The sequence below is a fragment of the Chryseobacterium echinoideorum genome, assembly GCF_007474535.1.
Classification (GTDB): domain Bacteria; phylum Bacteroidota; class Bacteroidia; order Flavobacteriales; family Weeksellaceae; genus Chryseobacterium; species Chryseobacterium echinoideorum.
In genome coordinates this window covers 99598-122393 of record NZ_VKNW01000001.1, presented here as the reverse complement: position 1 = coordinate 122393, position 22796 = coordinate 99598, and the positions used below count along the sequence as shown (strand labels likewise).

Below are 22796 nucleotides of genomic sequence, written 5' to 3'. Positions count from 1 at the left end.
AACTTCTTGAATTGCCGAAAAGTATTTTACTCTTTTCCTGTTCCGTATCCTTTCACAATACCTCTTGGTGAATTTTGGATGAACTGAAGAATTTCGTCTCTTTCAGCAGTAGGCAGCATTTCCTTTTCGATATACGAAACCGCCTGTGAGACATTCATTTTCATCTGGAATATGGCTCTGTAAATTTTCTGGATTTCAAAAATTTTCTCATTGGAAAATCCTCTTCTTCTTAATCCTACCGAATTGATTCCTGCATAAGACATAGGTTCTCTCGCAACTTTTACATAAGGCGGAATATCTTTTCTTACCAAAGTTCCTCCTGAAATCATGACGTGTTTACCAATTTTCCCGAACTGATGCACCGCAGACAGACCTCCCATTACCGTATAATCACCAATTTCTACATGACCTGCAATTCCGCAACCATTGACAATAATTACATTATCACCAATCACACAGTCGTGAGCAATATGTGATGTCGCCATGATCAGACAATTGGCTCCTATTTTAGTAAAACCTAAAGCTTTTGTTCCTCTATTTACTGTTACACACTCTCTGATGGTGGTTTCGTCCCCAATGATTGTGTGTGTATCTTCTCCGTCAAATTTTAAATCCTGGGGAATTGCTGAAATTACGGTTCCCGGAAAAATTCTGCAGTTTTTGCCAATTCTGGCTCCATCCATGATGGTAACATTCGATCCTATCCAGGTACCCTCGCCTATTTCCACATCACCTGCAATGGTTGTAAAAGGTTCTACAACTACATTTTTGCTGATTTTTGCTCGCTTATCAACGGCTGCTAATTGATGAATCATTTAGTCAATTTTATTTTTTGCTACCTGAGCCATCAATTCGGCTTCTACCGCAACTGTATCCCCTACATATCCGTAACCCTGCATGTGAACAATACCTCTTCTGATAGGTTCCATCAATTCAATTTTGAAAATCATGGTATCCCCCGGAACCACTTTTCTCTTGAATTTCACCTTATCAATCTTAATAAAATAAGTTGAATAATTTTCAGGATCCGGAACGCTTGCCAAAACCAGAATTCCTCCTGTCTGTGCTAAAGCTTCCACTTGTAAAACTCCCGGCATTACAGGTTCTTTAGGGAAATGCCCTACAAAGAACGGTTCGTTCATTGTTACATTCTTAAGACCTACCACGTGTGAATCCGAAAGCTCTAAAATTTTATCTATCAACAAAAACGGAGGTCTGTGAGGCATCAGCTTCATGATTCCGTTGATGTCAAAAACCGGCTCTTTTGTTAAATCAAAATCCGGAACATTTTTCTTTTTCTGTAATTTCCACTGGCGGTTTAATTTTTTTGCAAATTGTGTATTTACAAAATGTCCCGGCTTATTGGCAATTACTTTTCCTTTTATCTTTACTCCAGCTAAAGCTAAGTCACCAATTACATCAAGCAATTTATGTCTGGCTGCTTCATTGGGATAGTTTAGGGTCAAATTATCTAAAATCCCGTTCGGTCTTATAGAAACATTATCTTTACCGAAGGCTTTTTTAAGTTTTTCTGTTGTCTCAGGGGTCAGATCTTTATCTACATACACGATAGCATTCGATATATCTCCTCCTTTTATTAATCCGTGATCCAAAAGCATTTCCAATTCGTGCAGGAAACTAAATGTTCTCGCTGAGGAAATTTCTTCTTTAAACTCACAAATATTTTTTAAAGTAGCATTTTGAGTTCCCAGAACTTTAGTTCCAAAATCCACCATTGTAGTTACCTCATAAGTATCTGAAGGAATGATGGTTATTTCTGACCCTGTAGCAGGATCGCTGTAACTAAGAACTTCTTTTACTACAAGATATTCTCTCGCTGTGTTTTGTTCTACAGTACCCACACTTTCAATAGCTTCTACAAAAAACTTTGATGAACCGTCTAAAATAGGTGGTTCAGAAGCATTCATTTCCAAAATTGCATTATCTATATCACAGCCTACTAAGGCTGCTAAAAGATGTTCGCAGGTATTGATTTTTACTCCTAGTTTTTCCAGGGTAGTTCCTCTTTCTGTAGCGACAACGTAGTTAACATCTGCTTCTACCTGCGGATGCCCTTCCAGATCTGTTCTTACAAAAACAAAACCTGTGTTTTCTTTGGCAGGTTTGATGGTTAATTTTACTTCTTTACCTGTATGAAGACCTATTCCAGAAAGAGTAACCTCTTGCTGAAGGGTTTTTTGCATATCACTCATTAGTTTTATCTTTTGAGTTATTCTCAAGATTATTTATTCTTTTTACAATTTCCGGAAGATTTCTGAAGTGTACATAGCTTCTCAGATAATCATTATAGTTGATTGCAGGCGAACCATACATTGTTTCTCTGTCATTCACACTAGAGTTCACACCGCTCTGAGCCTGAATTTTCACCTGATTTCCGATTTTGATGTGTCCTACGATTCCTACCTGTCCTCCAATCTGATTCCAGTCACCGATGGTTGTAGAACCTGCAATTCCTGCCTGAGCCGCAATGACATTATTGGCTCCGATTTTCACATTGTGGGCAATCTGTATTAAATTATCTATTTTGGTTCCTTTGCCAATCACCGTTGAACCGATTGTTGCACGGTCTATACTACAGTTTGAACCTATTTCAACATTATCTTCAATGATTACATTACCCAATTGAGGAATTTTTTGAAATCCTTCCGGGGTCGGCTGAAATCCAAATCCGTCACCTCCAATTACAGTATTGGAATGAATGACACAATTATCACCAATAATACAATAGTCATATATCCTGGCTCCACTGTCAATTTTGCAATTTTTTCCTATTTTAACACCTTTCCCAATATACACTTGTGGAAAAATCTGAGTTTCGTCGCCAATTTTAGCTTTTTGGGAAACATAGGTAAATGCGCCAATATAAACTTTTTCGCCAATCACGGCAGTATCATGGATAGAAGAACCATCCTCAATCCCTTCTTTTCTTCCCTGCATTTCCTGATAAAGATTCATCAGAATCTGAAAAGAAAGATAAGCATCTTTTACCGAGATAATGGTTGAGTTGTACTGACTCCTAGTAATGAGTTTCTCACTTACGATAAGAACAGAACATTTTGAAGTTTCGAGATGATGAGCAAAACGATCCTGAGCAATAAATGAAAGATGCCCTTTTTCACCGCTCTCAATAGGAGAAACGCCCGTTATAAGTGTATTTTCATCACCTATAATTTTCCCATCAATAAAACTTGCAATCTGCGAAGCTGTAAATTCCATATTCTGCAAAGATAAGAAATTCTATTATTCGCAAACATTTTTTAATTTATGGAAGGGTGTTTTTAAGAATATTTTATGAAAAACAAATTCATATTCTCGGAAAAGCGAGAATGTAACGTTGGGTTTTATTCATAATCAATCCCGACAAGAGCTGATCTTCGGATTCGTTTAACTTGATGATATTTCCGCTTTTCTGTAAGAGATAGATAGGCTGTTTTTCTGTATTATAAGGTCTTAATTCTCTTTGTATCTCATTGACTAGTTCTTCCGAATTATCAATTCCGAAAAATTCATTGCTCATTCTTATCTTTTCCATAATAAAATCTTTTTCAAAAGGTTTTGAGGAAATAATTGTTTTTGGAAGGTTTCTTTGAACAACACATTTACACCAGTAAGATAAAATAAAATCATCTGCCGTCTGCCAAATTTTCATTGCCTGAATAATATCATTGTCATCCAGCTCAGTAAAGCGCAGAATATCTTCTTCCGTAGCTGCACTTTTACTTCTGTTGAGGAAATACTTCAGATTTTCTGTTGCCGGCAGATTTATTCCCTGAGAAGACAAATATTTAGCTCTTTCTAAAATTTTCACTAAAATAAATTCTGCCAAAGCTGATGTTTTATGATAGTAAACCTGCCAATACATAAACATTCTTGCCGTTAAAAAATTTTCAATAGAATAAACTCCTTTTGCATCAATTACCAACTCATCTTCACAGACATTCATCATAGAAATGATTCTCTGGGTATTGATATTTCCTTCAGAAACTCCGGTAAAAAAACTGTCTCTGTTAAGATAATCTAACCTGTCAACATCCAACTGGGAGCTGATTAGCTGATTGAAAAATTTTCTGTGGTATTTCCCCTGAAACATCTGAATTGCCACAGACAACTGCCCATCAAACTCATCATTTAGCCTGCTCATCAACAACAAAGAAAGTTTTTCATGATGCCAGTCATCCATCAGCATGCTTTCCAATGCGTGTGAAAAAGGACCATGACCAATGTCGTGCATCAAAATGGCCAACATGGCTCCTTTTTCTTCATCCTCCGAAATTTTCACACCTTTTTGTTTTAAAGTTTCTAAAGCAGTAAACATTAGATGCATGGCTCCTATTGCGTGGTGAAATCTTGTATGAGTTGCTCCGGGAAAAATAAGGTTAAGAAGACCTGTCTGTGAAATTCTCCTTAATCTTTGGAAATAGGGATGCTCAATTACATCAAAAAGAATTTCATGAGGAATTTTTATAAAACCGTGTACCGGATCGTTGATGATTTTAAGCTTGTTCTGCATAGAAATTAGGATGAAGTATGCAAAATTAACTTTTTAAACCCAGAATTAGCTATACAGAAGATTATTATTACCAGAATTTAATTTGCATCTATTGAGATTACAATATTTATCATATCTTCATATAAAAATTGCATTTTAATTAACGATCAAAATTCTTTTAACTAAGATTTAACTTTTAAGGTGATCATTTTGTGAGAAATTAAAATTAATTGGTCGTAATTTTGATGCCATTACTCAACAAAAAAATAAAACTTGTATGTCAGATAAAATATTATGGATTGACGATGAAATAGATCTGCTGAAACCGCATATCGTTTTTCTCGAAAAAAAAGGTTATCAGGTAACGCCTGTTAACAATGTAAATGAAGCTTTAGAACTTATTGAATCTGAAAAGTTTGCGTTAACATTAATTGATGAAAATATGCCCGGAATCTCGGGACTGGAAGCTATTCCGATGATTAAACAGAGAGACAGCTCACTGAAAATCGTAATGGTTACCAAAAGTGAAGAAGAGCATATCATGGAAGAAGCCATCGGCTCTCAGATTGCCGATTACATTCTAAAACCTGTGAATCCCAATCAAATATTACTTTCACTGAAAAAAAACCTGCAGGAAGATAATTTAGTAGAGCAAAAAACTATTCTGCAATATCAGCAGGAATTCAGAAACCTTTCCATGGAACTTTCTTATCTGAAAACGTATCAGGAATGGGCAGATTATTACAAAAAAATCATCAACTGGGAACTGAAATTCGATAAGGTAACTGATAATGAATTCTCAGACCTGCTACAGTCACAAAAGGAGGAAGCCAATATTCAGTTTGCCAAGTTTATTGAGAATAATTACGAAGAATGGCTGAAAGGTTCGGAAAAGCCGATGATGAGCCATACCCTTTTTAAAGATAAAATAAAACCAGAAGTTGAAAAAGATAAAGTTTTGCTTCTGATGATCGACAATCTTCGCTATGATCAATGGAAAGTGATTGAACCTCTTTTTACAAAATTTTATAACAAAGTTTCAGAAGATTACTATTACAGCATTTTGCCTACTGCAACACAGTATGCGAGAAATTCTTTCTTTGCAGGACTTTTGCCTTCAGAAATTGAGAAGCGTTTTCCTGACAAATGGTTCAATGATAATGAAGAAGGAAATAAAAACGAATTTGAACGTGATTTTCTTGAAGATCAGATGAAAAGAATCGGTCTTAATTCAAAATCAATGAAATATCTGAAAGTGTTGAATGCTGATTTTGAAAAAAAGATTTATGAAGATTTTAATCAGCACAAAAACAATGATCTTCTGGTAATTGTCTACAATTTTATTGATATTTTATCTCATGCAAAAACCGACAATCACATTGTAGATCAGCTGATTCGCGATGATAAAACATTCAGATCTTTAACGATGAACTGGTTTGAAAATTCTTCATTAATAAAAATCATTAAAAGCGCAGCTGAAAACGGATTTAAACTGGTCATCACCACTGATCACGGAACTGTTTATGTCAAAAAACCAAGCCGCGTTGTAGGGGACAGAGAAACCTCTACCAACATTCGCTATAAAACCGGAAAAAGTCTAACCTATGACGAAAGCGATGTTTGGGCTATAACAAATCCTGAAAAGCTATTTTTACCTAAAGGAAATCTAAGCTCAAAATATATTTTTGCTAAAAATAATATTTTCCTTGCTTATCCCAAAAATTACAATCATTTTGTAAATTATTATAAAGAAACATATCAGCACGGCGGAATTTCTCTGGAGGAATGTATTATTCCCATCAGTATTCTGGAGCCAAAATAATCTGGCATTACCTTAAACTTGATTGCTGATCTAAATGTAAACTGATTCGGGCGGAAAATTCAAATATTTCTGCCCGAATTTTTATATTTTTGAAATATGAGATTAATTACTTACAATGTCAACGGAATCCGAGCAGCATTTACCAAAGACTTTTTAAAATGGCTGAACACTGCTGATCCTGATATAATCTGTATTCAGGAAAGTAAGGCAGGAACGGATCAGATTGATATCGAAAGTCTTGAAAAAGCAGGCTATAAAAGCTATTGGCATTCTGCAGTAAGGAAAGGATACAGCGGAGTCGGGATTGCCTCTAAAATAAAACCTAATCATGTTGAATATGGTTGCGGTATCGAAAGCTATGATAATGAAGGAAGAATAATGCGTGCCGACTTTGAAGGGTTTTCGGTTATTTCGGTATATGTACCTTCGGCATCTAATATAGAAAGGCTGGATTTTAAAATGCAGTTCTGCTATGATTTTTTAGATTATATTAAAAATTTAAAAAAGACAATTCCTAATCTTATTATCTCGGGAGATTTCAACATATGTCATCATGCGATAGACATTCATGATCCTGTTCGTCTTAAAAATGTATCCGGATTTTTGCCGATGGAACGCGAATGGATGACCCGTTTTATTGAGGAGTGCGAACTCATTGACAGTTTCAGATATTTTAATCGCGAGCCGGATAATTACACTTGGTGGAGTTACCGACAGAATTCCAGAGCTAAAAACAAAGGATGGCGTTTAGATTACAACTTCACTTCGTATTCACTAAAAGACCAGTTATCCCGCGCTGTGATTTTAAAAGAGGCAGTGCATTCAGATCACTGCCCCGCTTTGGTTGAAATTATGATATAATTGATTGATGCTTTTAACCAATTTTAAATTATTTATTAAAAAAATTATTGATCATGGTTTTGATTCTTTTGCGATCTTCATCCGTAAGATTGGATCCTGAAGGCAAACAAAGACCATCATTAAATAATTTTTCGGAAACATCTGTTCCGTAATAAGGTGCATCAGCGAAAACAGGCTGCAAATGCATCGGCTTCCATAAAGGGCGTGATTCTATATTATCTTCCATGAAAGCCAGTCTTAAATCTTCTCGTGTTTTCCCGGTAATCTCCGGATTTACAACAATTGCAGAAAGCCAATGATTAGAAAAATAATCAGCAGTTGGTTCTGAAAACACTTCAACACCTTCGATGTTTTTAAATATTTCAACATAGAAATCATGCATCTTTCTGCGTGCTTCTACTCTATCATTCAAAACTTCCATTTGTCCACGACCAATTCCCGCTACAATATTGCTCATACGATAATTATAGCCGATGTGAGAGTGCTGATAGTGAGGAGCATTATCTCTTGCCTGAGTTGAAAGGAAAACCGCTTTATCTTTATCTTCCTGGTTATGACAAACCAAAGCTCCACCTCCGGAAGTTGTTATGATTTTATTTCCATTAAAAGATAAAATGCCGAATCGTCCAAAAGTTCCGCAGGATTTACCTTTATAAGTTGATCCTAAAGCTTCGGCAGCGTCTTCAATAACAGGAATTTCATATTCCGAAGCAATTTTTAAAATCTCATCCATTTTTGCAGGCATACCATACAAATGAACAACAATAATTGCTTTGGGCTTTTTCCCTTTAGAAATTCTGTCTTCCACAGCTTCTTTTAAAGCAACCGGGCACATATTCCAGGTATCTTTTTCGGAGTCAATGAAAACGGGAGTTGCGCCGCAGTAAGCGATTGGGTTTGCGGAGGCAGAAAATGTCATTGACTGGCAAATCACTTCGTCCCCATGTTGAACTCCACATTCAATCAAAGCTAAATGCAACGCTGCCGTCCCTGCAGAAAGTGCTGCAACTTTCACATTTTCGTTTAAAAAGGTTTCCAAATCTTTTTCAAAGCAATCAACATTTGGTCCCAAAGGGGCAACCCAATTAGATTCAAAAGCTTCATTTACGTATTTTTGTTCGTTTCCACCCATATGTGGCGAGGAAAGCCATATTTTTGAGTTCATATATTTAATGTGAAATATTACTAATTATTTTTAATTTTTATAATTCTTCCGGGATTCCCAACCACTGTAGCTCCGTCAGGAATATCTTTAATTATAACAGCTCCTGCTCCGATTGTACACCACCTTCCTATTCTTATGCCCTGAATTATATTTGCTCCAATTCCAATATGAGTACCTTCACCTACTTTTACATCACCTGCTAATGCTACATTTGGAGAAATATGTACAAAGTCCTCAATAATACAGTCGTGATCTATCGAAGAGTTGGTATTAATAATGCAATGTCTGCCAATTTTTGATTCAGGATTAATGGTAACACCTCCCATTACAACAGTTCCAATATTGATTACACATCTTTTAGAAATAATTGATCTCGGATGAAATAATTTCATAAAATTCAGAGTAGGATTTGAATCGGCAATTTTTTTTCGAGTAAAATTATTTCCTATAGAAATTATAAAATCTGCATCCATATCAGGAATGCCGTGCAAAACTTTGTATTCTAAAAACTTGGTTTTTAAAACATTTTGATCTATAAATGCGTCTATAGCAATATTATTTTCTTCAGCAATTTCAGCAATTACCTTTCCGTGTCCGCTTGCTCCGTATAAGTACATTATAGGATGTTAATTTAGTTAATTACTTCCATTAAAAGCTTCCATTGTAGCCTGACCTTCCTGTGAAATACCTTCACTTTTAAAAACTTTTTTAAATGTCATCAAAAAAACTTTTAAATCTGTCATGAAACTTAGATTATCGACGTACCAAACGTCCAGTTCAAACTTCTTTGTCCACGAAATAGCATTTCTGCCATTTATTTGTGCCCAACCTGTAATTCCTGGTCTAACTTCATGACGACGCTTTTGAGTATGATTATATAAAGATAAATATTCCGGCAACAAAGGTCTGGGACCAATCAATGACATATCTCCTTTTAAAACATTAATTAATTGTGGAAGCTCATCTAAAGATGTTTTTCTGACAAAAGCTCCTATTGGAGTAAGCCTTTTTGCATCGGAAAGAAGGTTTCCATGAATATCTTTTTTGTCGTTCATTGTTTTGAACTTAATAATATTAAAGATACGATCATCTTTTCCTGGTCTTGCCTGAAAAAAGAATGGTTTGCCGCTATTGGCAAAGTATAAACTCACCATCACTAATACAAATATCGGACTGAGTAGCAACAGCCCAAATAAGGCTACGAAAAAATCGAAAAGGCGTTTAAAATAGTTTTTGTACATCTCTATATTTTTTCTATAATCAGATTATAAGATCTATCAACTAAATATTCTTTCTCTAATAACCTAAATGCATTATTTCCTAAAGTCTGTACATCATCATGTATTAGATTTTTAAGTTTTATCTGCATTTCGGCTTGATCTCCGGCAATGACTTTGTAACCACAATTTGCATCTTCAATGATATCTCCAATATCCGTATTGGGATCTGTAGCTGAAATTACCGGCATTTTCATTTCCAGATAGGATAAGAGGCGAGATGGGAAGTTAGGAATTAAAAAATTTCTGTCCAAAAATATTAAACCTACATCACAGGAAGATAAAAGCTGATCATAATCATCCTTTGGCAAACGTTGCAGGAGTTTTGCATTATACGGTTTTATATTATTAAACCACTCCTGAACTTTTGAAAATTCTGTACCATCTCCTACAATTAAAAAAAATATACTTTCAATTTTAGTTGCCCCAATAGTTTCCAACAGAAAATCTAAACCTTGTGGTTTTCCTAAATTGCCACCATATATCAAAACCTTTTTGTCAACAGGAACTCCATATTTTTTACGAATGGCAATTTTCTGATCTTCTGAATAATTGAAATCTTTAGGCTCAATTGTATTCGGATTCACTTCAACTTTGCTTTTCTCAATCTCCGAATTATGCCTCAAAATAAAATCTGCGTTTGCAGGAGACATACATCCGATGGTATCTGAAATCTTATATAATTTTTTCTCCTTCCTTACAAACTGTCTATGCAAAAAACCATTCTTTTTGATCATATTCATATCTACAGCATTCTGCGGAAAAATATCTTTTAAAAGTAAATAAGACTTTGCATGATCTCTTTTTTTTATATATTCAATTACTTTGACAAATGTAATTGGCGGGGTAGAATATAATACCAAATCAAATTTTTTATTGGCAAGGTGTTTTTTAATCGCTGAAAGATATTGATATTCAATAGCCAAAGTTCCTATACCTTTTTCGATGATATTGGTTTTCTGAATATTAAATGTTTTTACCTGAAGAATAGAAACATTTTCTTTTTCACTGAAATTAGTTGGAATTCCTTTCCTTCTTTCAACAGGTGTTACAATGGTAACATCATGACCTTCATTGCGAAATTTCCGCAACAAATCCTGATAAATACCTCTATCTTCTACAGAATTGATTTCAACTAAAGTCAAAAAAAGTATATTCATTTTTAAATTTCTTCCGACCAAACTGTTCTTTTAATATAATCTGTATAAGAAATGATAATTCTTACCACTTTCTCAGAAACATTCGGCATTGAATAATCAGAGACAGATCTGAAATTTCTCTCCATTCCTACTTTTTGCTGCAAAACCTGCGTTAAACCCTGTAAAATCCTTTCCGGAGACAAACCTACCATCATCACACTTGCTTCTTCCATTGCTTCCGGTCTTTCATGAGCCTGACGAATATTTAAGGCTCTGAAGTTTAATATTGAAGATTCTTCTGAAATAGTTCCGGAATCTGATAAAACAGCGTATGCTCTTTTCTGCAATGCGTTATAATCATGAAATCCCAAAGGTTTTAAAAACTGAATTTCCGGACGCATTTCAATCCGCATCTTATCAATCATGTTTTGAGTACGCGGATGCGTTGATACAATAATCGGATATTGGTATTTTTCGGCAATTGCATTTAATGAAGTCATCAGTCCTCTGAAATTTTTCTCAGAATTGATATTTTCTTCTCTGTGAGATGAAACTACAAAGAATTTACCTTCCTCTAAATTTAATTTTTTAAGAACATTTGACGCATCAATTTGCGGTAAATAATGAGTCAAAACTTCAAACATTGGAGAACCCGTTTTGATGATTCTATCTGCAGGAAGACCTTCTCTTAAAAGGTATTCTCTTGCAATATCAGAATAAGTTAGGTTAATATCTGAAGTATGGTCTACAATTTTACGGTTGGTTTCTTCCGGCACTCTCTGATCAAAACATCTGTTTCCTGCCTCCATGTGGAAGATAGGAATATGTCTTTTCTTTGCAGGAATTGCACACAAACAAGAATTGGTATCTCCTAAAACCAAAAATGCATCCGGTTTTAGTTCTTCCAATAAAGGATCTATTTTAATTAAAATATTTCCTACTGTTTCTGTTGCTGTTTTTCCGGCAGCTTCAAGAAAATAATCCGGTTTACGAAGTCCTAAATCTTCAAAAAAGATCTGATTTAATTCGTAATCGTAATTTTGTCCAGTATGTACAATGATATGTTCTACTGCTTCGGATGCGTCTAAAGCATCTAATACTCTTGATAATCTAATAATCTCCGGTCGTGTTCCAACAACCGTCATTACTTTTAGTTTTTTCATATAGCTATTTGCTGTTATCCTTTGATTCAGCCTTAATTTAAATAAAATTTAAACTTCTACAAAATAAGTATCTGCATTTTCAGGATTGAATGCTTCGTTGATCCAAAAAATTGTGTACAATTCTTCTTCTCCAATATTTTTGATATTGTGCGTGTACCAGACTGGCATATCAACATAAGCAGGCTCATCTCCATCCAAATAAAAATCTAAAACCTCATCAGAATCAATTTTTCTAAGTTGGATTAAAGCTTTTCCTTTGATCACTGCAAATCTTTCAATTTTTCTTGTATGAAAATGATTTCCGCGGGTAATTCCCGGAACGGTTGTTGAAAATGAACATTGTCCGCCAATTCCCAAACGAATGACTTCCACAAAAGCCCCGCGCGGATCTGTATGCTGCGTAAATTTTACCGGATAATGAGTTTTATAGTCAATGTATGAACGATAAGTATTGAATAAATTATGTTCAAACGTATCATTAATTACTGGAATTTCGCCGCCGTCAAAGTATTTCGTTTTATAGTCATTTAATAATGCTAAAACTTCAGAAACTTTTTTTGTTGCGGTAGGTTCAATGAAAAACTCAGATTTGCTGTTGCCTTCTCTTATTTCAGAAATGATGATATCAACCAATTCCTGAACATAAATTAATTTCACTTCTCCATCTGTAGCAATTGTAGGAGTTTCTCCGTGGGTTAATTGATGACAGAAAGTAGCAATGAAAGAATTGTAAAAAGGTTTTCCGAAAGCTCCGAAAACATTGGGAATGATTAATCCTGTAATTTTTCCTCCATTCTTTTCAGCCCAGTCGGCTAAAGTTTCTCTTCCTTCTTTTTTTGATTTTCCGTATAAATTATCTCTTTCTTCCTGAGTTGAAGAAGAAATCATAACGTGAGCTTTTGATGCTGTTCTTACAAGTGAATCAACTAACTTTTTTGCTAAACCAACATTGGTTTCATAGATGAATTCCTCGTTTTCGTGTCGGTTCATTGCAGCAAGATGTACAATAACATCACACTGTTTCACAAATTGATCAAGTTGGTTTTGATCTTCAAAATATTCTTTTTTGAAATCTATAAGTTTAAATTCTTCAGGAAACAAACCTAAAGTATTGTATAAATGTCTTCCGACAAAACCATTCTGACCGGTAATTCCGATTTTTTTCATTTTTTAAATGCTTTTGGCAAACTTAAACTATTGAGAAATATCAATTAGTTAAAAATCTTATGCTTATATATTATTAAAATAATCTAAACTATATCTGTACTCATCACTAATTTCCCCCAAACCATAATCGGCTAAAACCAATAGCTTACTGTCTTCTTCTTTTGACTGAATTGCAGTGATACAGCCGGAAGGAATATGCAGGTAAGTTAATACTTCCTCTGTTAAAAGATATTTCTGAATTGTTAAATCTTTAGACGGATTTTCAAAATCATCTATTCTGATTACAGAAATTTCAAAACTTCCTTTCATACATGCAAACCATCTCTGCTCTACTTTATGACCTTGCCAACCACGAATAAATTCTGTTGAGGTGTTTTCTATAGTGTAAATTCTTTTGATTTGTGATGCATTAAAATCATTATTATAAGTAATGATTCCTCGTTCGTCCTGATGTCTGCTACCAGTAATTTGTAATTGGTTATTGGTCATTAGTTCCTTCGGTTTTTCTTTACTTCTAAATATTTACGCATTCTCATATCTCGTCAAATCCTCAAATACTAATTACTAATCACTAATCACTATTTACCAATCATCAAGTGCTAATAAGGATACTGCATAACATCTTCCCCAAAAACTTCTTTTCGGATCAATGGTAAGGTGGAAATTAGTTTTTTTAATCCTTCTACCCCTTGTTGTTCTGTATTATGAGAGTGATAATCTTCAATCTTTGAAATATCTTCTTCACCTTCAGAAAAATACTGTGCATAATTCAGATCTCTATTATCTGCAGGTATGCGATAAAAATCGCCCATATCTTCTGCTTTAACCATTTCCTCACGTGTACAAAGTGTTTCATACAATTTTTCTCCGTGACGGGTTCCTATTACTTTTACAGGAACTTCTTTACCTGTTAATTCAATTAATGCTTTTGCCAGATCACCAATGGTTCCCGCAGGAGCTTTGTTTACAAATAAATCTCCAGGATTTGCGTGTTCAAAAGCAAACAAAACCAAATCTACCGCATCTTCTAAAGACATAAAGAAACGAGACATATTAGGATCTGTAATGGTAATCGGCTCTCCTTTCTGAATCTGATTCAGAAACAAAGGAATTACAGATCCTCTGGAAGCCATTACATTTCCGTAACGAGTAAGACAAACTACAGTTTCAGAGGTATTTCTGGATTCTGCAACGGCTACTTTCTCCATCATTGCTTTGGAAATTCCCATTGCATTGATAGGATAAGCTGCTTTATCCGTAGAAAGGCAGATTACTTTTTGTACTTTATTCGCAGTAGCTGCACGTATCACATTTTGAGTACCTTCAACATTGGTTTTCACTGCCTGCATCGGAAAAAACTCGCACGAAGGCACCTGTTTTAATGCTGCAGCGTGAAAGATATAATCTACACCTATTGTAGCCGGCTCAACACTGGAAAAATCTCTAACATCACCGATATAATATTTAATTTTATCGTTTTTGTATAGGTTTCTCATGTCATCCTGCTTTTTCTCGTCACGAGAAAAAATACGGATTTCTTTAAAATGGTCGGTTTGTAAAAAACGGTTGAGAACAGCTGTCCCGAATGAGCCTGTACCTCCCGTTATTAAAAGTGTTTTATTTTGTATTTTCATTTATGATTGTTTTGCTATTGTAGATAAAAAATAGAAAGTCTTATCAGAGCATTCTTTCCAAGTATAGGAAATTGAATTATTGTATGAAATTAACGATTTTTGTTGACGAAGTTTCTCATTATCTAACATTTCTTTTAATGCCAAATAAATGGAATTAACATCTAAAGGATCAAAATAAAATCCTCCATCTTTTAGTACTTCTGGCATAGGTCCCATATTAGATGACGAAATAGGTAAACCAGCTGTCATAGCTTCAATTAAAATTATAGGCATATTTTCACATGAAGACGCAAAAATAAAACCGTCCGCATTCTTATAAATAGATGCAAGTTCCTCATAAGGAATTAAGCCTTTATAATTAATACAATTGTATTTATCTGTACTTTTAATTTTGTTTACTTTTTCTAAGGAATCATTTATAAAATCACCCACTAAATCCAACTCCACAGGATATCCCTCTTTATTTAACCTAATTACAGCTTCAGCGACATTCCATTGATGTTTATAAACAGTAACAATCGAAACATATAATAATTTAAAAGGTTGTGTTTTTGAATAAAAACTTATAGGATTCTGTGTTTTTGGCTCATTAAGAAAGTTAAGATTAATACCATGAGGAATAATTTCGTATCTATTCTTTAATTTGATTTTTTTAATTATGTAGTTTTTTGCATAGCTCGTTAAAAAAATAACTGCTTTTGATTTTTTAAAGGTTATTGATTGAGTGAAATAAAGTACTTGAAATCTTAATTTTGTCTTCCAAGCTGTAAATCTGTTTTGTTCCAACTTTTCAAATGGCAACATATTCTGGCTCATTGATACAATCTTTCTAAATGTACCTAAAAAGGTTCCACCAGGTACGAAAATAAGATTACAATTTTCTTTTTTTGCTTTATTTGAGAGAATAAAAATTTGAAAAATGAAAGACCAAAATGATGATTTGTTGAGATAAGGGTGAGTTCTCTTCACTAGCCAAGTATTATCGGGTAGTGCTTTTAAAGTATTATTATTTGACCAGACAATTACTTTATTAATACCAAATTTTTCTGGGTTTCCACATTTAATAATTTCTTTTAGATGTGTCAATCCACCACCTGCTTTTATATTCGAAGCATCTATTCCTAAAATCATTTTCAATAATTTATTATATTATAAGTATGTAAATAAAAAAATCTAAATCACAGAAATAAATGATGCAGCAACTAATTTTGGAGTAATTACAGTAGACTTCTCCAAAGCATTTTTAGCTAAATCTACAAGTTTCTCTTCTTCAAGATTTATAATATAATTTATTTTATTTTTTAATTCTTCAATATTATTAGGATTGATCAGAAAACCATTGAAATTATTTGTAATAAATACTGGCGCAGCACCACATAGATTAGATGCAATTACTGGGAGTCCAGATGCCATAGCCTCTTGTATAACTAATGCCCAAGGCTCCTCTAGACTAGGTAAGATTAAAATTCCATAATTTTTTAATAAGATTGATAATTTTTCTGGCGGAAGAAAATCAATAACTTCTATATTACGCGACAAAATAGTATTTTTCAAACTGCCATTGCCTACAAAAGTTAGGGTTGAATCTTTTTTATCACTAATTGCCTTCCAAGCATCAAGTAATATTTCGACTCCTTTAATTTGTTCTAATCTTCCAACAAAAATAAATTTTTTGGGAACTATTTTTTTTGGAGATTGAAGACTGAATAAAGTGATATCTGCCGATAGACAATTAAAAATAATTTCATTTTTAGTGAAACCTAATTTTCTTGCATACTCATATTGATAAGGTCCAGCGACCCAAATATAACTAAAGTATTTTTTCAAAAACAATTTAAAATAAATCACACCAAGTTTTTGTTTTAATGTTTTTTTTACTTGGGTATCACTTCCTGCTACAATTGGAATTCCTCTTAGTTTTAGAATTTTACAAATTCTCAGATATCCTTTATCCATCCAACCAGAGACGTAAACAATATCCGGCTTAATCTCCGATACCAATTCCTCAAGCGCTATATGTTCATATTTAGATCTTGCATAATAAAATACATCATCAATTTTTGGAGGTTGATACGGTGTTAATTTATTTTTATCCCAGTGAACTACATGAACCTTAGCTTTGTATTGTTCGACGTATTCTTTAAAAACAGGAATTTGGTATCCCATTAGCTCTGCGTAAAGATATAAAATCGTCATACGACTTTTGTTTTTAAAAAGTTTATGTATTTATCAATCATTATTTTTTTACTAAACATTGATTCATAAGAATTTATAGAATTAATGCTTATTTCATTTCTTATTTCTGACTTATTAATTAGCTCTTCGATTTTACATGCGATATTATTTTTGTCGGTACTTGTAAGAAAGCCATTTACATTATTGATAATAATATCATTAAGCCCACCTGATTGTTTTAAGCCCACACAAGGAATTCCAAACGCCATAGCTTCTACAACTACACGCCCAAAACCTTCTGAGAGAGAACATGACAATAAAATATCTGTATTTTCATAAATATTCTTTACATCAGACTTAAATCCTTTGAAATTAATTCTATTATCCAGCTCAAGTTCTTTAATTTTTAGTAATAATTTATTCTTATATTTTTTATCTGAATCTGCTACAGCAAGACCATAAATATTCAATTCTACGTCATATCCTTTTTTAATAAGTGATTTTAAAACTTCTACTGCTAAAATCTGATTTTTATTTTCACTTATATAGCCTACGATTGATAATCTTATTCTATTTTGTTTTTGAAACTGATATTGATACCCTAAGCTTCTATTAATATCAATACCATTATTAATAATTGTTATTTTACTTTTAATAATACCGATATTTTCGAGGATATCTGACTGGTGTTTTGATGTTGCAACAAAATGTTTGATGCTGTTAAATCCTTTTTTAATAAAGTAGCCTGTTTTCCCTTCATAACATCCACCTCTTGAAACAAAAATCCGATTTAAAGGTACAGCTGGTAAAAATCCAAATCCTGAAAATATTAATTCACTTCCTACATTATTTGTAAAGACGATAGTATTTTTTTTATTGAAGCTTTTTAAAAGCTGTCTCACCTTAAAATATGTTTTGAGTGTCTTTATTGGTTTATTTATAGAAATTGACCAATTTGTTTTTAAAACCAAAGGTTTTATTTTATTATTAAATTTCAATACTTCAGCTTCCTTATTTGCTAATACATATACATTATAATTTTCAGTTAATGCTTCTGCTAAATCCATTACGGAATGTATCATCCCTCCTGAAAAATGATTAAATTCAATAGGAAATATTATATTTTTAACATTGCTTTCTTTCAACTCCATACATTTTTATTTTATTAATATCTGCCATAATATATGCCATTATGACAGAAGATAAATATGCTGCAAATGGCAAATATGCAGAAACATTGGTAACAAAATCATTTATTAAAATAATAATAACTAAGAGTAATAACATTTTTGCTTTTTTAGTTTGCACCTTTTTTTTAATACTTGAATATAAATATTTTATTATATAAATATATCTTTTTAAATATATAACAAACCCAATAATTCCTGTAACAATAAGTGTATGGGAAAAAAAGCTATGCTGAACTGAGACACCGTCCCCAATAAACGCCTGAATAGGATTGAATTTTTCGTAGTTTTCGATAAGAGGTTCAATATTAATAATATAAAATCTAGTGTTAATAAGATCATCTCCATAATTACCAGATTTTTTATCAATAAAATCTAATGCCGCATCAGAAGTTTTAATTCCTAGTGTTTCCCATAATAGATATACTATACTTATAAAAAGTACAGGAATAATGATATTTCTTATGTTTCTTTTGTTTACGAAAAGAAATGTCCATACAATTGATAAAATAGAAAGACTGTATGCTGTTCTACTGTAACTGAAAAATATAAAGATTAAAATTACAGCACTAAACATTAGGCTAAATTTTGTATAAATATTACTGATTAAACAGTAAAATGTAAATACCAAAAATAAAACTAAAATATAACCCCAAGTATTTAGATTCAATGAGGATTCAAATAAATCAACGTTTGTAAAGCCAGTATCTATGTTGCTGAGTTTACTTTGCATCTCTCCCCATGTTTTTACTAAAAAAAAACTACACAGAATAATAGTATATATACAGAATGTTTTTATTTTTATTTTATTTTTCAGTATGTATGAATAGACCATAATATATAATACTAAGCTAAAGAAATAGGTTTTAAATATATTCAAAAATCTTCCTTCTAAAAATGTAAAATTAATTAAACCTGAAATTACTAAAATAGCTAAATAAAAAGTCCATAATTTTGAAAATTTATCAAAAGACAAGCCTTTTTTAAACACATCGTTAACAAAAATAATGAATAAAACAAGAAATATAATATCACTATAAGTTACAGTTAATGAAACGTTATTAACATTATATAACGTTAAAAAAATACATAGAAAAATTAACAGTAATTTCAAAACATTACATTTTAATTAATAATTTATCAAATAAAACAGGAAACATTAAATAATATTTATTATATTTTTTTATCCCTTTATTTTCAAATGCTTTAATCTTTGCAGTCATATCACGTTTCTCTTCATTTTTATCGTTGACAATAAGCAATAATTTTTTTGCATTTTTATACCAGTCTAAATTTTCAACAGCATACTCTCTACTTTGTTTTTTAATTTCAGTAATATTTTGTTTATTTTTAATAAAACAAGACATTTTATCTGACAAATCGAATATATCTACTTCATTTTGAGGCCAATAATAACCATCATGACGACTGAAGTATTTCTCTACTCTTACTGTATCGCTAATTCCTTTTTTTACAAACTCGTTCATTGGGCCACAATCAGGAGTTATTATTGGTAAGCCACAAGCAATAGCTTCTGCTACAGTTAATCCTATACCTTCTAATCGAGAGGGATATACATACACATCCCCCAGATGATATAATCCCGGAGCATTAATTGTTTCTTGTATAATTTCAAGTTTTTTTGAACTTATCAAATTATCAATGAGACTGTGTAGATCAGGAAAAAATATTCGCAAATCAGTTTGAGTATGAATAATTACTTTAAATGTATCATTTTGTATTAATGGAATACATTTTAACAACAAATCCGTTCCTTTTCTTAAAGGATTCATCCCACAAGAGTGGAAAAATGTTATATCTTTTTTTGGTTCTGTATAATTTGATTTTGGCTTAAATAAGTTTAAATCTGTTCCCCAAGGTATATACCTTGCACCTTTATGCCATTTAAAAGCCTCAAAGTGCTTTTTTGTATTACAGATTAATAAATCATAACTATTAAATAAGGGGAGCGTTTCTTCGGTATAATAATCAATATATGCAATAGTTTTTATACCTAGCTCTTTACACCATATTAATGGAGGCCACCAATGTTGCTCATTAAATAAAATAATTTCTATTTTATTTCTTTTTATCCATCTTACAAATTCTTTCTTATCGATTACTGTAACGACGAATGGAGAATTTATTTTTTTAGACCAATAGACATTAGGTAAATCCCAAGCAGGATTTCCTATGGCATAAGATTCGCCGGATCGTGCATATATAAAAACATTATGTTCTTGTTGCAATATTTCCATATATTGTTTAGAAACATATGCTGCTCCTCTTTCAAACCAAGTTGTGACAATACCTATATTTTTCTTATCCATAATTTCTAATTATTTTTAGGTTTAAATTTTGATTTCCATTTTAAAAATGGAGATTCAAAGTAATTATAACTTAAGAAGCTCAATAAATATGTAATTAATCCTCGATTGTAAATAATTTTTAGAAAGCAATAAATAAGTAATTAAAAATCCACTTAAAGTCATAAAGAAAAACACTCCCAGTTTTCCTCCTTGCCAATTAAATCCTTGTAAAATGCTTATTATAGAATTATTACCATTCAAAAAAGCTGGCAAATGAAAAAAAACTACAGATAAGCAGGTCACACCTCGTAATGCATCAAGATTTTCAAAATATTTTATCGGTTTTATAGACTTCATTTTATAAATATGCTAATAATATTTTTATTTCTCTTTAATTTGTACATTAGTTTGTACAAAAACGAATTATATTTTTTTGAATTTAAGTAAATGTTTAATTTCTTCAATATCTGTTTTTCTTATTATAAACGACTTTATCAGATTTATAGAAATTACTTTTTTTGTTACAATTAATAAATGTATTGCATTATAAATAGCTCCTATCAAAACAGAAAATGCGGCTCCTTCAATACCGTATATAGGAATTAATATTGATGAAAATAAAAATGTTATAATTAATGATATTGTAAATGTCAATAAAGTTACCATAGGCTTACCTATACTGGAAAATAAATTAGTTAATACTAAAATAATTGATGTAAAAACAATACTTCCACACAAGATTAATAAAGCACCTTTTGCCATTATAAATTCTTTTCCGTATAAAAAAGTAATTACAAAATCCCCGCCCAACAGTACAAGTATAAAACAAATAAATGACAGAAAAGTCAATATTCGTATTGTTTTTTCTACCTGAATATGCAAAACATTAATTTTGGACGAAGCCCATTTAGAATAAATTAAAGGTCCAATACTGCTTGGTAGCATTGTAAAAATATTTATGATAGCAGTCGCTCGAGAATATAATCCGATATCTTCAAATCCATTAGTATTAAAATGTTTTAATAGGAAAACAACAACATTTGACGAAAAAATAAAAACTAAATTTGTAGATGATATTTTAATACCATAAATAAAAATTTTCCGTAATAAAACAAAGTCTAATTTTATTTCTAATCGTATTTGCTTTCTGATAAAATAAATTAATAATAACAATGAGACGATGTTGCTAATTCCTACCAAAAACAGAACTAAATCAATATTTAGACTCGCTAAAAAATAATATAAAACCAAGCCTGTTAAAAGCAAAAAAGAAGATAAAATTGATAGAATTTGGAGTTTTATTACGTCTAAATCAATATACAATATAGGTAAAAGTATATTATATAATAGTAAGGAACCAGCTCCTAAAGAAAATATGAAAAGAGGAAAATAAGAATAATTACCAAAATAATCAGTATTAATATATAAAATATAAAAAAATATAAAAGTAAAAATAATACTAATTATAGAATAGAACTTAAATGTATTAGATACTACTTTACTTTTATTCTCTTTCAAATTATTTACAATATATATCGTAGCATTCCCAAAACCCATTGCCAAAAAAGTTATAGCCATAGTTTGGGATGTAACCATAAGCTGATATTTACCAACATCTGCTACTCCTAAGATTCGTGCCAGTAAGATACTTATAAACAATGTTAAAAATGCTCCTAAAAACTTTCCTACAACAGTTACAAAAGATTTTTGTAAAAAATTCATTATTTAAGTACTATTGTTTTCTTAACTTTTGCCGGAATCCCTACAATTAATGACTCTTCTTCCATTTGAGATAAAACAGTAGAATTAGCTCCTACTATTGAATTTTTTTGAATGACACTTCCTCTGAGAATTTGAACTTGGGAACCAATCCAGACATTTTCTTTTATAATAGTCTCACCAAATAAACTTCCTTGTGAAGCAATTGGGACATCTTTTAACTCTAACCTATGATCCACGTCCGTAATAAAGACTTGGGGACCAATCATTGTATAATTTCCTATTTCTATATAATTTCCACTATCAATAACTGTGGCATAACCTATAAAAACATTAGAATTGATATTTATTACTTTATCTCGTTTATTATGGTTTTGGATTGCTTTTATTCTTACATATGGCTCTACTATACAATTGTCCCCTATTTTAATACTTTTATAAATACACCTTATTGAACATTTTCTAGAAATCCTACAATTCTTACCGATTTGTACCCCAAAAATAAGTTTTAAATAAATTTCAAAAATTTTATCTAAGTAGTAATCTAATTTATTATATACTTTATTCAAAATAATCATCTCAAATTTATTATTTCAAAATCCTCAAACTCTAAGAAAATATAAATCTTATATTTCAATACCTTTTTAATTTTCATATGTGATTGATTA

22 protein-coding genes are annotated in these 22796 nt (G+C 31.8%); 2 read left to right on the top strand and 20 right to left on the bottom strand.

The window, feature by feature from the left end; all coding sequences use genetic code 11:
- Positions 1-26: 26 nt before the first annotated feature.
- From lpxA to FOL89_RS00565, 4 genes are all read right to left on the bottom strand, one after another.
- The gene (gene lpxA / locus FOL89_RS00580; RefSeq protein WP_144280906.1) at positions 27-815 is read right to left on the bottom strand and encodes an acyl-ACP--UDP-N-acetylglucosamine O-acyltransferase; all 789 of its coding nucleotides are present in this window, start codon (positions 813-815) and stop codon (positions 27-29) included.
- Complete coding sequence (locus FOL89_RS00575; protein ID WP_144280905.1) at positions 816-2213, bottom strand: bifunctional UDP-3-O-[3-hydroxymyristoyl] N-acetylglucosamine deacetylase/3-hydroxyacyl-ACP dehydratase; 1398 nt, start codon at positions 2211-2213, stop codon at positions 816-818.
- Positions 2206-3237 (bottom strand): UDP-3-O-(3-hydroxymyristoyl)glucosamine N-acyltransferase, encoded by a 1032-nt coding sequence (gene lpxD, locus FOL89_RS00570; protein ID WP_144280904.1) that lies wholly within the window; start codon positions 3235-3237, stop codon positions 2206-2208. The genes FOL89_RS00575 and lpxD overlap by 8 nt, the downstream gene beginning before the upstream one ends.
- Positions 3238-3325: 88 nt before the next feature.
- A complete protein-coding gene (locus FOL89_RS00565) occupies positions 3326-4531 on the bottom strand; it encodes an HD domain-containing protein (RefSeq protein ID WP_144280903.1) in 1206 nt (401 codons plus the stop codon).
- 256 nt (positions 4532-4787) lie between these two features.
- Between FOL89_RS00565 and porX the strand changes: the two genes are divergently transcribed.
- Positions 4788-6332, top strand: coding sequence for a T9SS response regulator signal transducer PorX (gene porX / locus FOL89_RS00560; RefSeq protein WP_144280902.1), 1545 nt, complete (start codon positions 4788-4790; stop codon positions 6330-6332).
- Positions 6333-6428: 96 nt separating this feature from the next.
- The gene (locus tag FOL89_RS00555) at positions 6429-7193 is read left to right on the top strand and encodes an exodeoxyribonuclease III (protein ID WP_144280901.1); all 765 of its coding nucleotides are present in this window, start codon (positions 6429-6431) and stop codon (positions 7191-7193) included.
- 28 nt (positions 7194-7221) lie between these two features.
- Here the strand turns inward: FOL89_RS00555 and FOL89_RS00550 are convergent, their stop codons facing one another.
- From FOL89_RS00550 to FOL89_RS00475, 16 genes are all read right to left on the bottom strand, one after another.
- Entirely contained in the window at positions 7222-8358 is a 1137-nt protein-coding gene (locus FOL89_RS00550) for an aminotransferase class I/II-fold pyridoxal phosphate-dependent enzyme (protein WP_144280900.1), read from the bottom strand.
- Between the two features lie 20 nt (positions 8359-8378).
- On the bottom strand, positions 8379-8975 hold the full coding sequence (locus tag FOL89_RS00545; protein WP_144280899.1) for an acetyltransferase: 597 nt from the start codon (positions 8973-8975) through the stop codon (positions 8379-8381).
- A gap of 18 nt (positions 8976-8993) precedes the next feature.
- A complete protein-coding gene (locus FOL89_RS00540; protein WP_144280898.1) occupies positions 8994-9599 on the bottom strand; it encodes a sugar transferase in 606 nt (201 codons plus the stop codon).
- Between the two features lie 2 nt (positions 9600-9601).
- A complete protein-coding gene (locus tag FOL89_RS00535) occupies positions 9602-10795 on the bottom strand; it encodes a glycosyltransferase family 4 protein (protein ID WP_144280897.1) in 1194 nt (397 codons plus the stop codon).
- 2 nt (positions 10796-10797) lie between these two features.
- Positions 10798-11937, bottom strand: a complete 1140-nt coding sequence (gene wecB, locus FOL89_RS00530) for a non-hydrolyzing UDP-N-acetylglucosamine 2-epimerase (RefSeq protein WP_144280896.1) — start codon at positions 11935-11937, stop codon at positions 10798-10800.
- Positions 11938-11985: 48 nt separating this feature from the next.
- Positions 11986-13104, bottom strand: a complete 1119-nt coding sequence (locus FOL89_RS00525) for a polysaccharide biosynthesis C-terminal domain-containing protein (protein ID WP_144280895.1) — start codon at positions 13102-13104, stop codon at positions 11986-11988.
- A 63-nt stretch (positions 13105-13167) separates the two neighbouring features.
- Positions 13168-13593 carry a WxcM-like domain-containing protein gene (locus FOL89_RS00520; RefSeq protein ID WP_144280894.1) on the bottom strand — a complete coding sequence of 142 codons (426 nt, stop codon included), beginning with the start codon at positions 13591-13593 and terminating at the stop codon, positions 13168-13170.
- Positions 13594-13703: 110 nt separating this feature from the next.
- Positions 13704-14738 (bottom strand): polysaccharide biosynthesis protein, encoded by a 1035-nt coding sequence (locus FOL89_RS00515; RefSeq protein WP_144280893.1) that lies wholly within the window; start codon positions 14736-14738, stop codon positions 13704-13706.
- Complete coding sequence (locus tag FOL89_RS00510; protein WP_144280892.1) at positions 14739-15869, bottom strand: glycosyltransferase family 4 protein; 1131 nt, start codon at positions 15867-15869, stop codon at positions 14739-14741.
- Positions 15870-15911: 42 nt separating this feature from the next.
- Positions 15912-16934, bottom strand: a complete 1023-nt coding sequence (locus tag FOL89_RS00505; protein ID WP_144280891.1) for a glycosyltransferase family 4 protein — start codon at positions 16932-16934, stop codon at positions 15912-15914.
- Positions 16931-18064, bottom strand: a complete 1134-nt coding sequence (locus tag FOL89_RS00500) for a glycosyltransferase family 4 protein (RefSeq protein ID WP_144280890.1) — start codon at positions 18062-18064, stop codon at positions 16931-16933. Before FOL89_RS00500 ends, FOL89_RS00505 begins: the two co-directional genes overlap by 4 nt.
- Entirely contained in the window at positions 18039-19214 is a 1176-nt protein-coding gene (locus FOL89_RS00495; RefSeq protein WP_144280889.1) for a hypothetical protein, read from the bottom strand. Before FOL89_RS00495 ends, FOL89_RS00500 begins: the two co-directional genes overlap by 26 nt.
- Positions 19215-19218: 4 nt before the next feature.
- On the bottom strand, positions 19219-20430 hold the full coding sequence (locus FOL89_RS00490) for a glycosyltransferase family 4 protein (protein WP_144280888.1): 1212 nt from the start codon (positions 20428-20430) through the stop codon (positions 19219-19221).
- Positions 20431-20493: 63 nt separating this feature from the next.
- On the bottom strand, positions 20494-20766 hold the full coding sequence (locus FOL89_RS00485) for an acyltransferase family protein (protein WP_144280887.1): 273 nt from the start codon (positions 20764-20766) through the stop codon (positions 20494-20496).
- A 66-nt stretch (positions 20767-20832) separates the two neighbouring features.
- Complete coding sequence (locus tag FOL89_RS00480; protein WP_144280886.1) at positions 20833-22131, bottom strand: oligosaccharide flippase family protein; 1299 nt, start codon at positions 22129-22131, stop codon at positions 20833-20835.
- Complete coding sequence (locus FOL89_RS00475) at positions 22131-22706, bottom strand: acyltransferase (RefSeq protein WP_144280885.1); 576 nt, start codon at positions 22704-22706, stop codon at positions 22131-22133. The genes FOL89_RS00480 and FOL89_RS00475 overlap by 1 nt, the downstream gene beginning before the upstream one ends.
- Positions 22707-22796 lie beyond the last annotated feature (90 nt).

Bases quoted from the DNA above. Each gene is read 5' to 3' on its own strand.
- FOL89_RS00475 (WP_144280885.1), bottom strand. From the start codon at position 22,706: ATGATTATTTTGAATAAAGTATATAATAAATTAGATTACTACTTAGAT.
- lpxA (WP_144280906.1), bottom strand. From the start codon at position 815: ATGATTCATCAATTAGCAGCCGTTGATAAGCGAGCAAAAATCAGCAAA.
- FOL89_RS00505 (WP_144280891.1), bottom strand. From the start codon at position 16,934: ATGACGATTTTATATCTTTACGCAGAGCTAATGGGATACCAAATTCCT.
- FOL89_RS00535 (WP_144280897.1), bottom strand. From the start codon at position 10,795: ATGAATATACTTTTTTTGACTTTAGTTGAAATCAATTCTGTAGAAGAT.
- FOL89_RS00545 (WP_144280899.1), bottom strand. From the start codon at position 8,975: ATGTACTTATACGGAGCAAGCGGACACGGAAAGGTAATTGCTGAAATT.
- FOL89_RS00510 (WP_144280892.1), bottom strand. From the start codon at position 15,869: ATGATTTTAGGAATAGATGCTTCGAATATAAAAGCAGGTGGTGGATTG.
- porX (WP_144280902.1), top strand. From the start codon at position 4,788: ATGTCAGATAAAATATTATGGATTGACGATGAAATAGATCTGCTGAAA.
- FOL89_RS00490 (WP_144280888.1), bottom strand. From the start codon at position 20,430: ATGGATAAGAAAAATATAGGTATTGTCACAACTTGGTTTGAAAGAGGA.
- FOL89_RS00485 (WP_144280887.1), bottom strand. From the start codon at position 20,766: ATGAAGTCTATAAAACCGATAAAATATTTTGAAAATCTTGATGCATTA.
- FOL89_RS00540 (WP_144280898.1), bottom strand. From the start codon at position 9,599: ATGTACAAAAACTATTTTAAACGCCTTTTCGATTTTTTCGTAGCCTTA.
- FOL89_RS00515 (WP_144280893.1), bottom strand. From the start codon at position 14,738: ATGAAAATACAAAATAAAACACTTTTAATAACGGGAGGTACAGGCTCA.
- FOL89_RS00565 (WP_144280903.1), bottom strand. From the start codon at position 4,531: ATGCAGAACAAGCTTAAAATCATCAACGATCCGGTACACGGTTTTATA.
- FOL89_RS00555 (WP_144280901.1), top strand. From the start codon at position 6,429: ATGAGATTAATTACTTACAATGTCAACGGAATCCGAGCAGCATTTACC.
- lpxD (WP_144280904.1), bottom strand. From the start codon at position 3,237: ATGGAATTTACAGCTTCGCAGATTGCAAGTTTTATTGATGGGAAAATT.
- FOL89_RS00575 (WP_144280905.1), bottom strand. From the start codon at position 2,213: ATGAGTGATATGCAAAAAACCCTTCAGCAAGAGGTTACTCTTTCTGGA.
- FOL89_RS00525 (WP_144280895.1), bottom strand. From the start codon at position 13,104: ATGAAAAAAATCGGAATTACCGGTCAGAATGGTTTTGTCGGAAGACAT.
- wecB (WP_144280896.1), bottom strand. From the start codon at position 11,937: ATGAAAAAACTAAAAGTAATGACGGTTGTTGGAACACGACCGGAGATT.
- FOL89_RS00500 (WP_144280890.1), bottom strand. From the start codon at position 18,064: ATGGAGTTGAAAGAAAGCAATGTTAAAAATATAATATTTCCTATTGAA.
- FOL89_RS00550 (WP_144280900.1), bottom strand. From the start codon at position 8,358: ATGAACTCAAAAATATGGCTTTCCTCGCCACATATGGGTGGAAACGAA.
- FOL89_RS00520 (WP_144280894.1), bottom strand. From the start codon at position 13,593: ATGACCAATAACCAATTACAAATTACTGGTAGCAGACATCAGGACGAA.
- FOL89_RS00480 (WP_144280886.1), bottom strand. From the start codon at position 22,131: ATGAATTTTTTACAAAAATCTTTTGTAACTGTTGTAGGAAAGTTTTTA.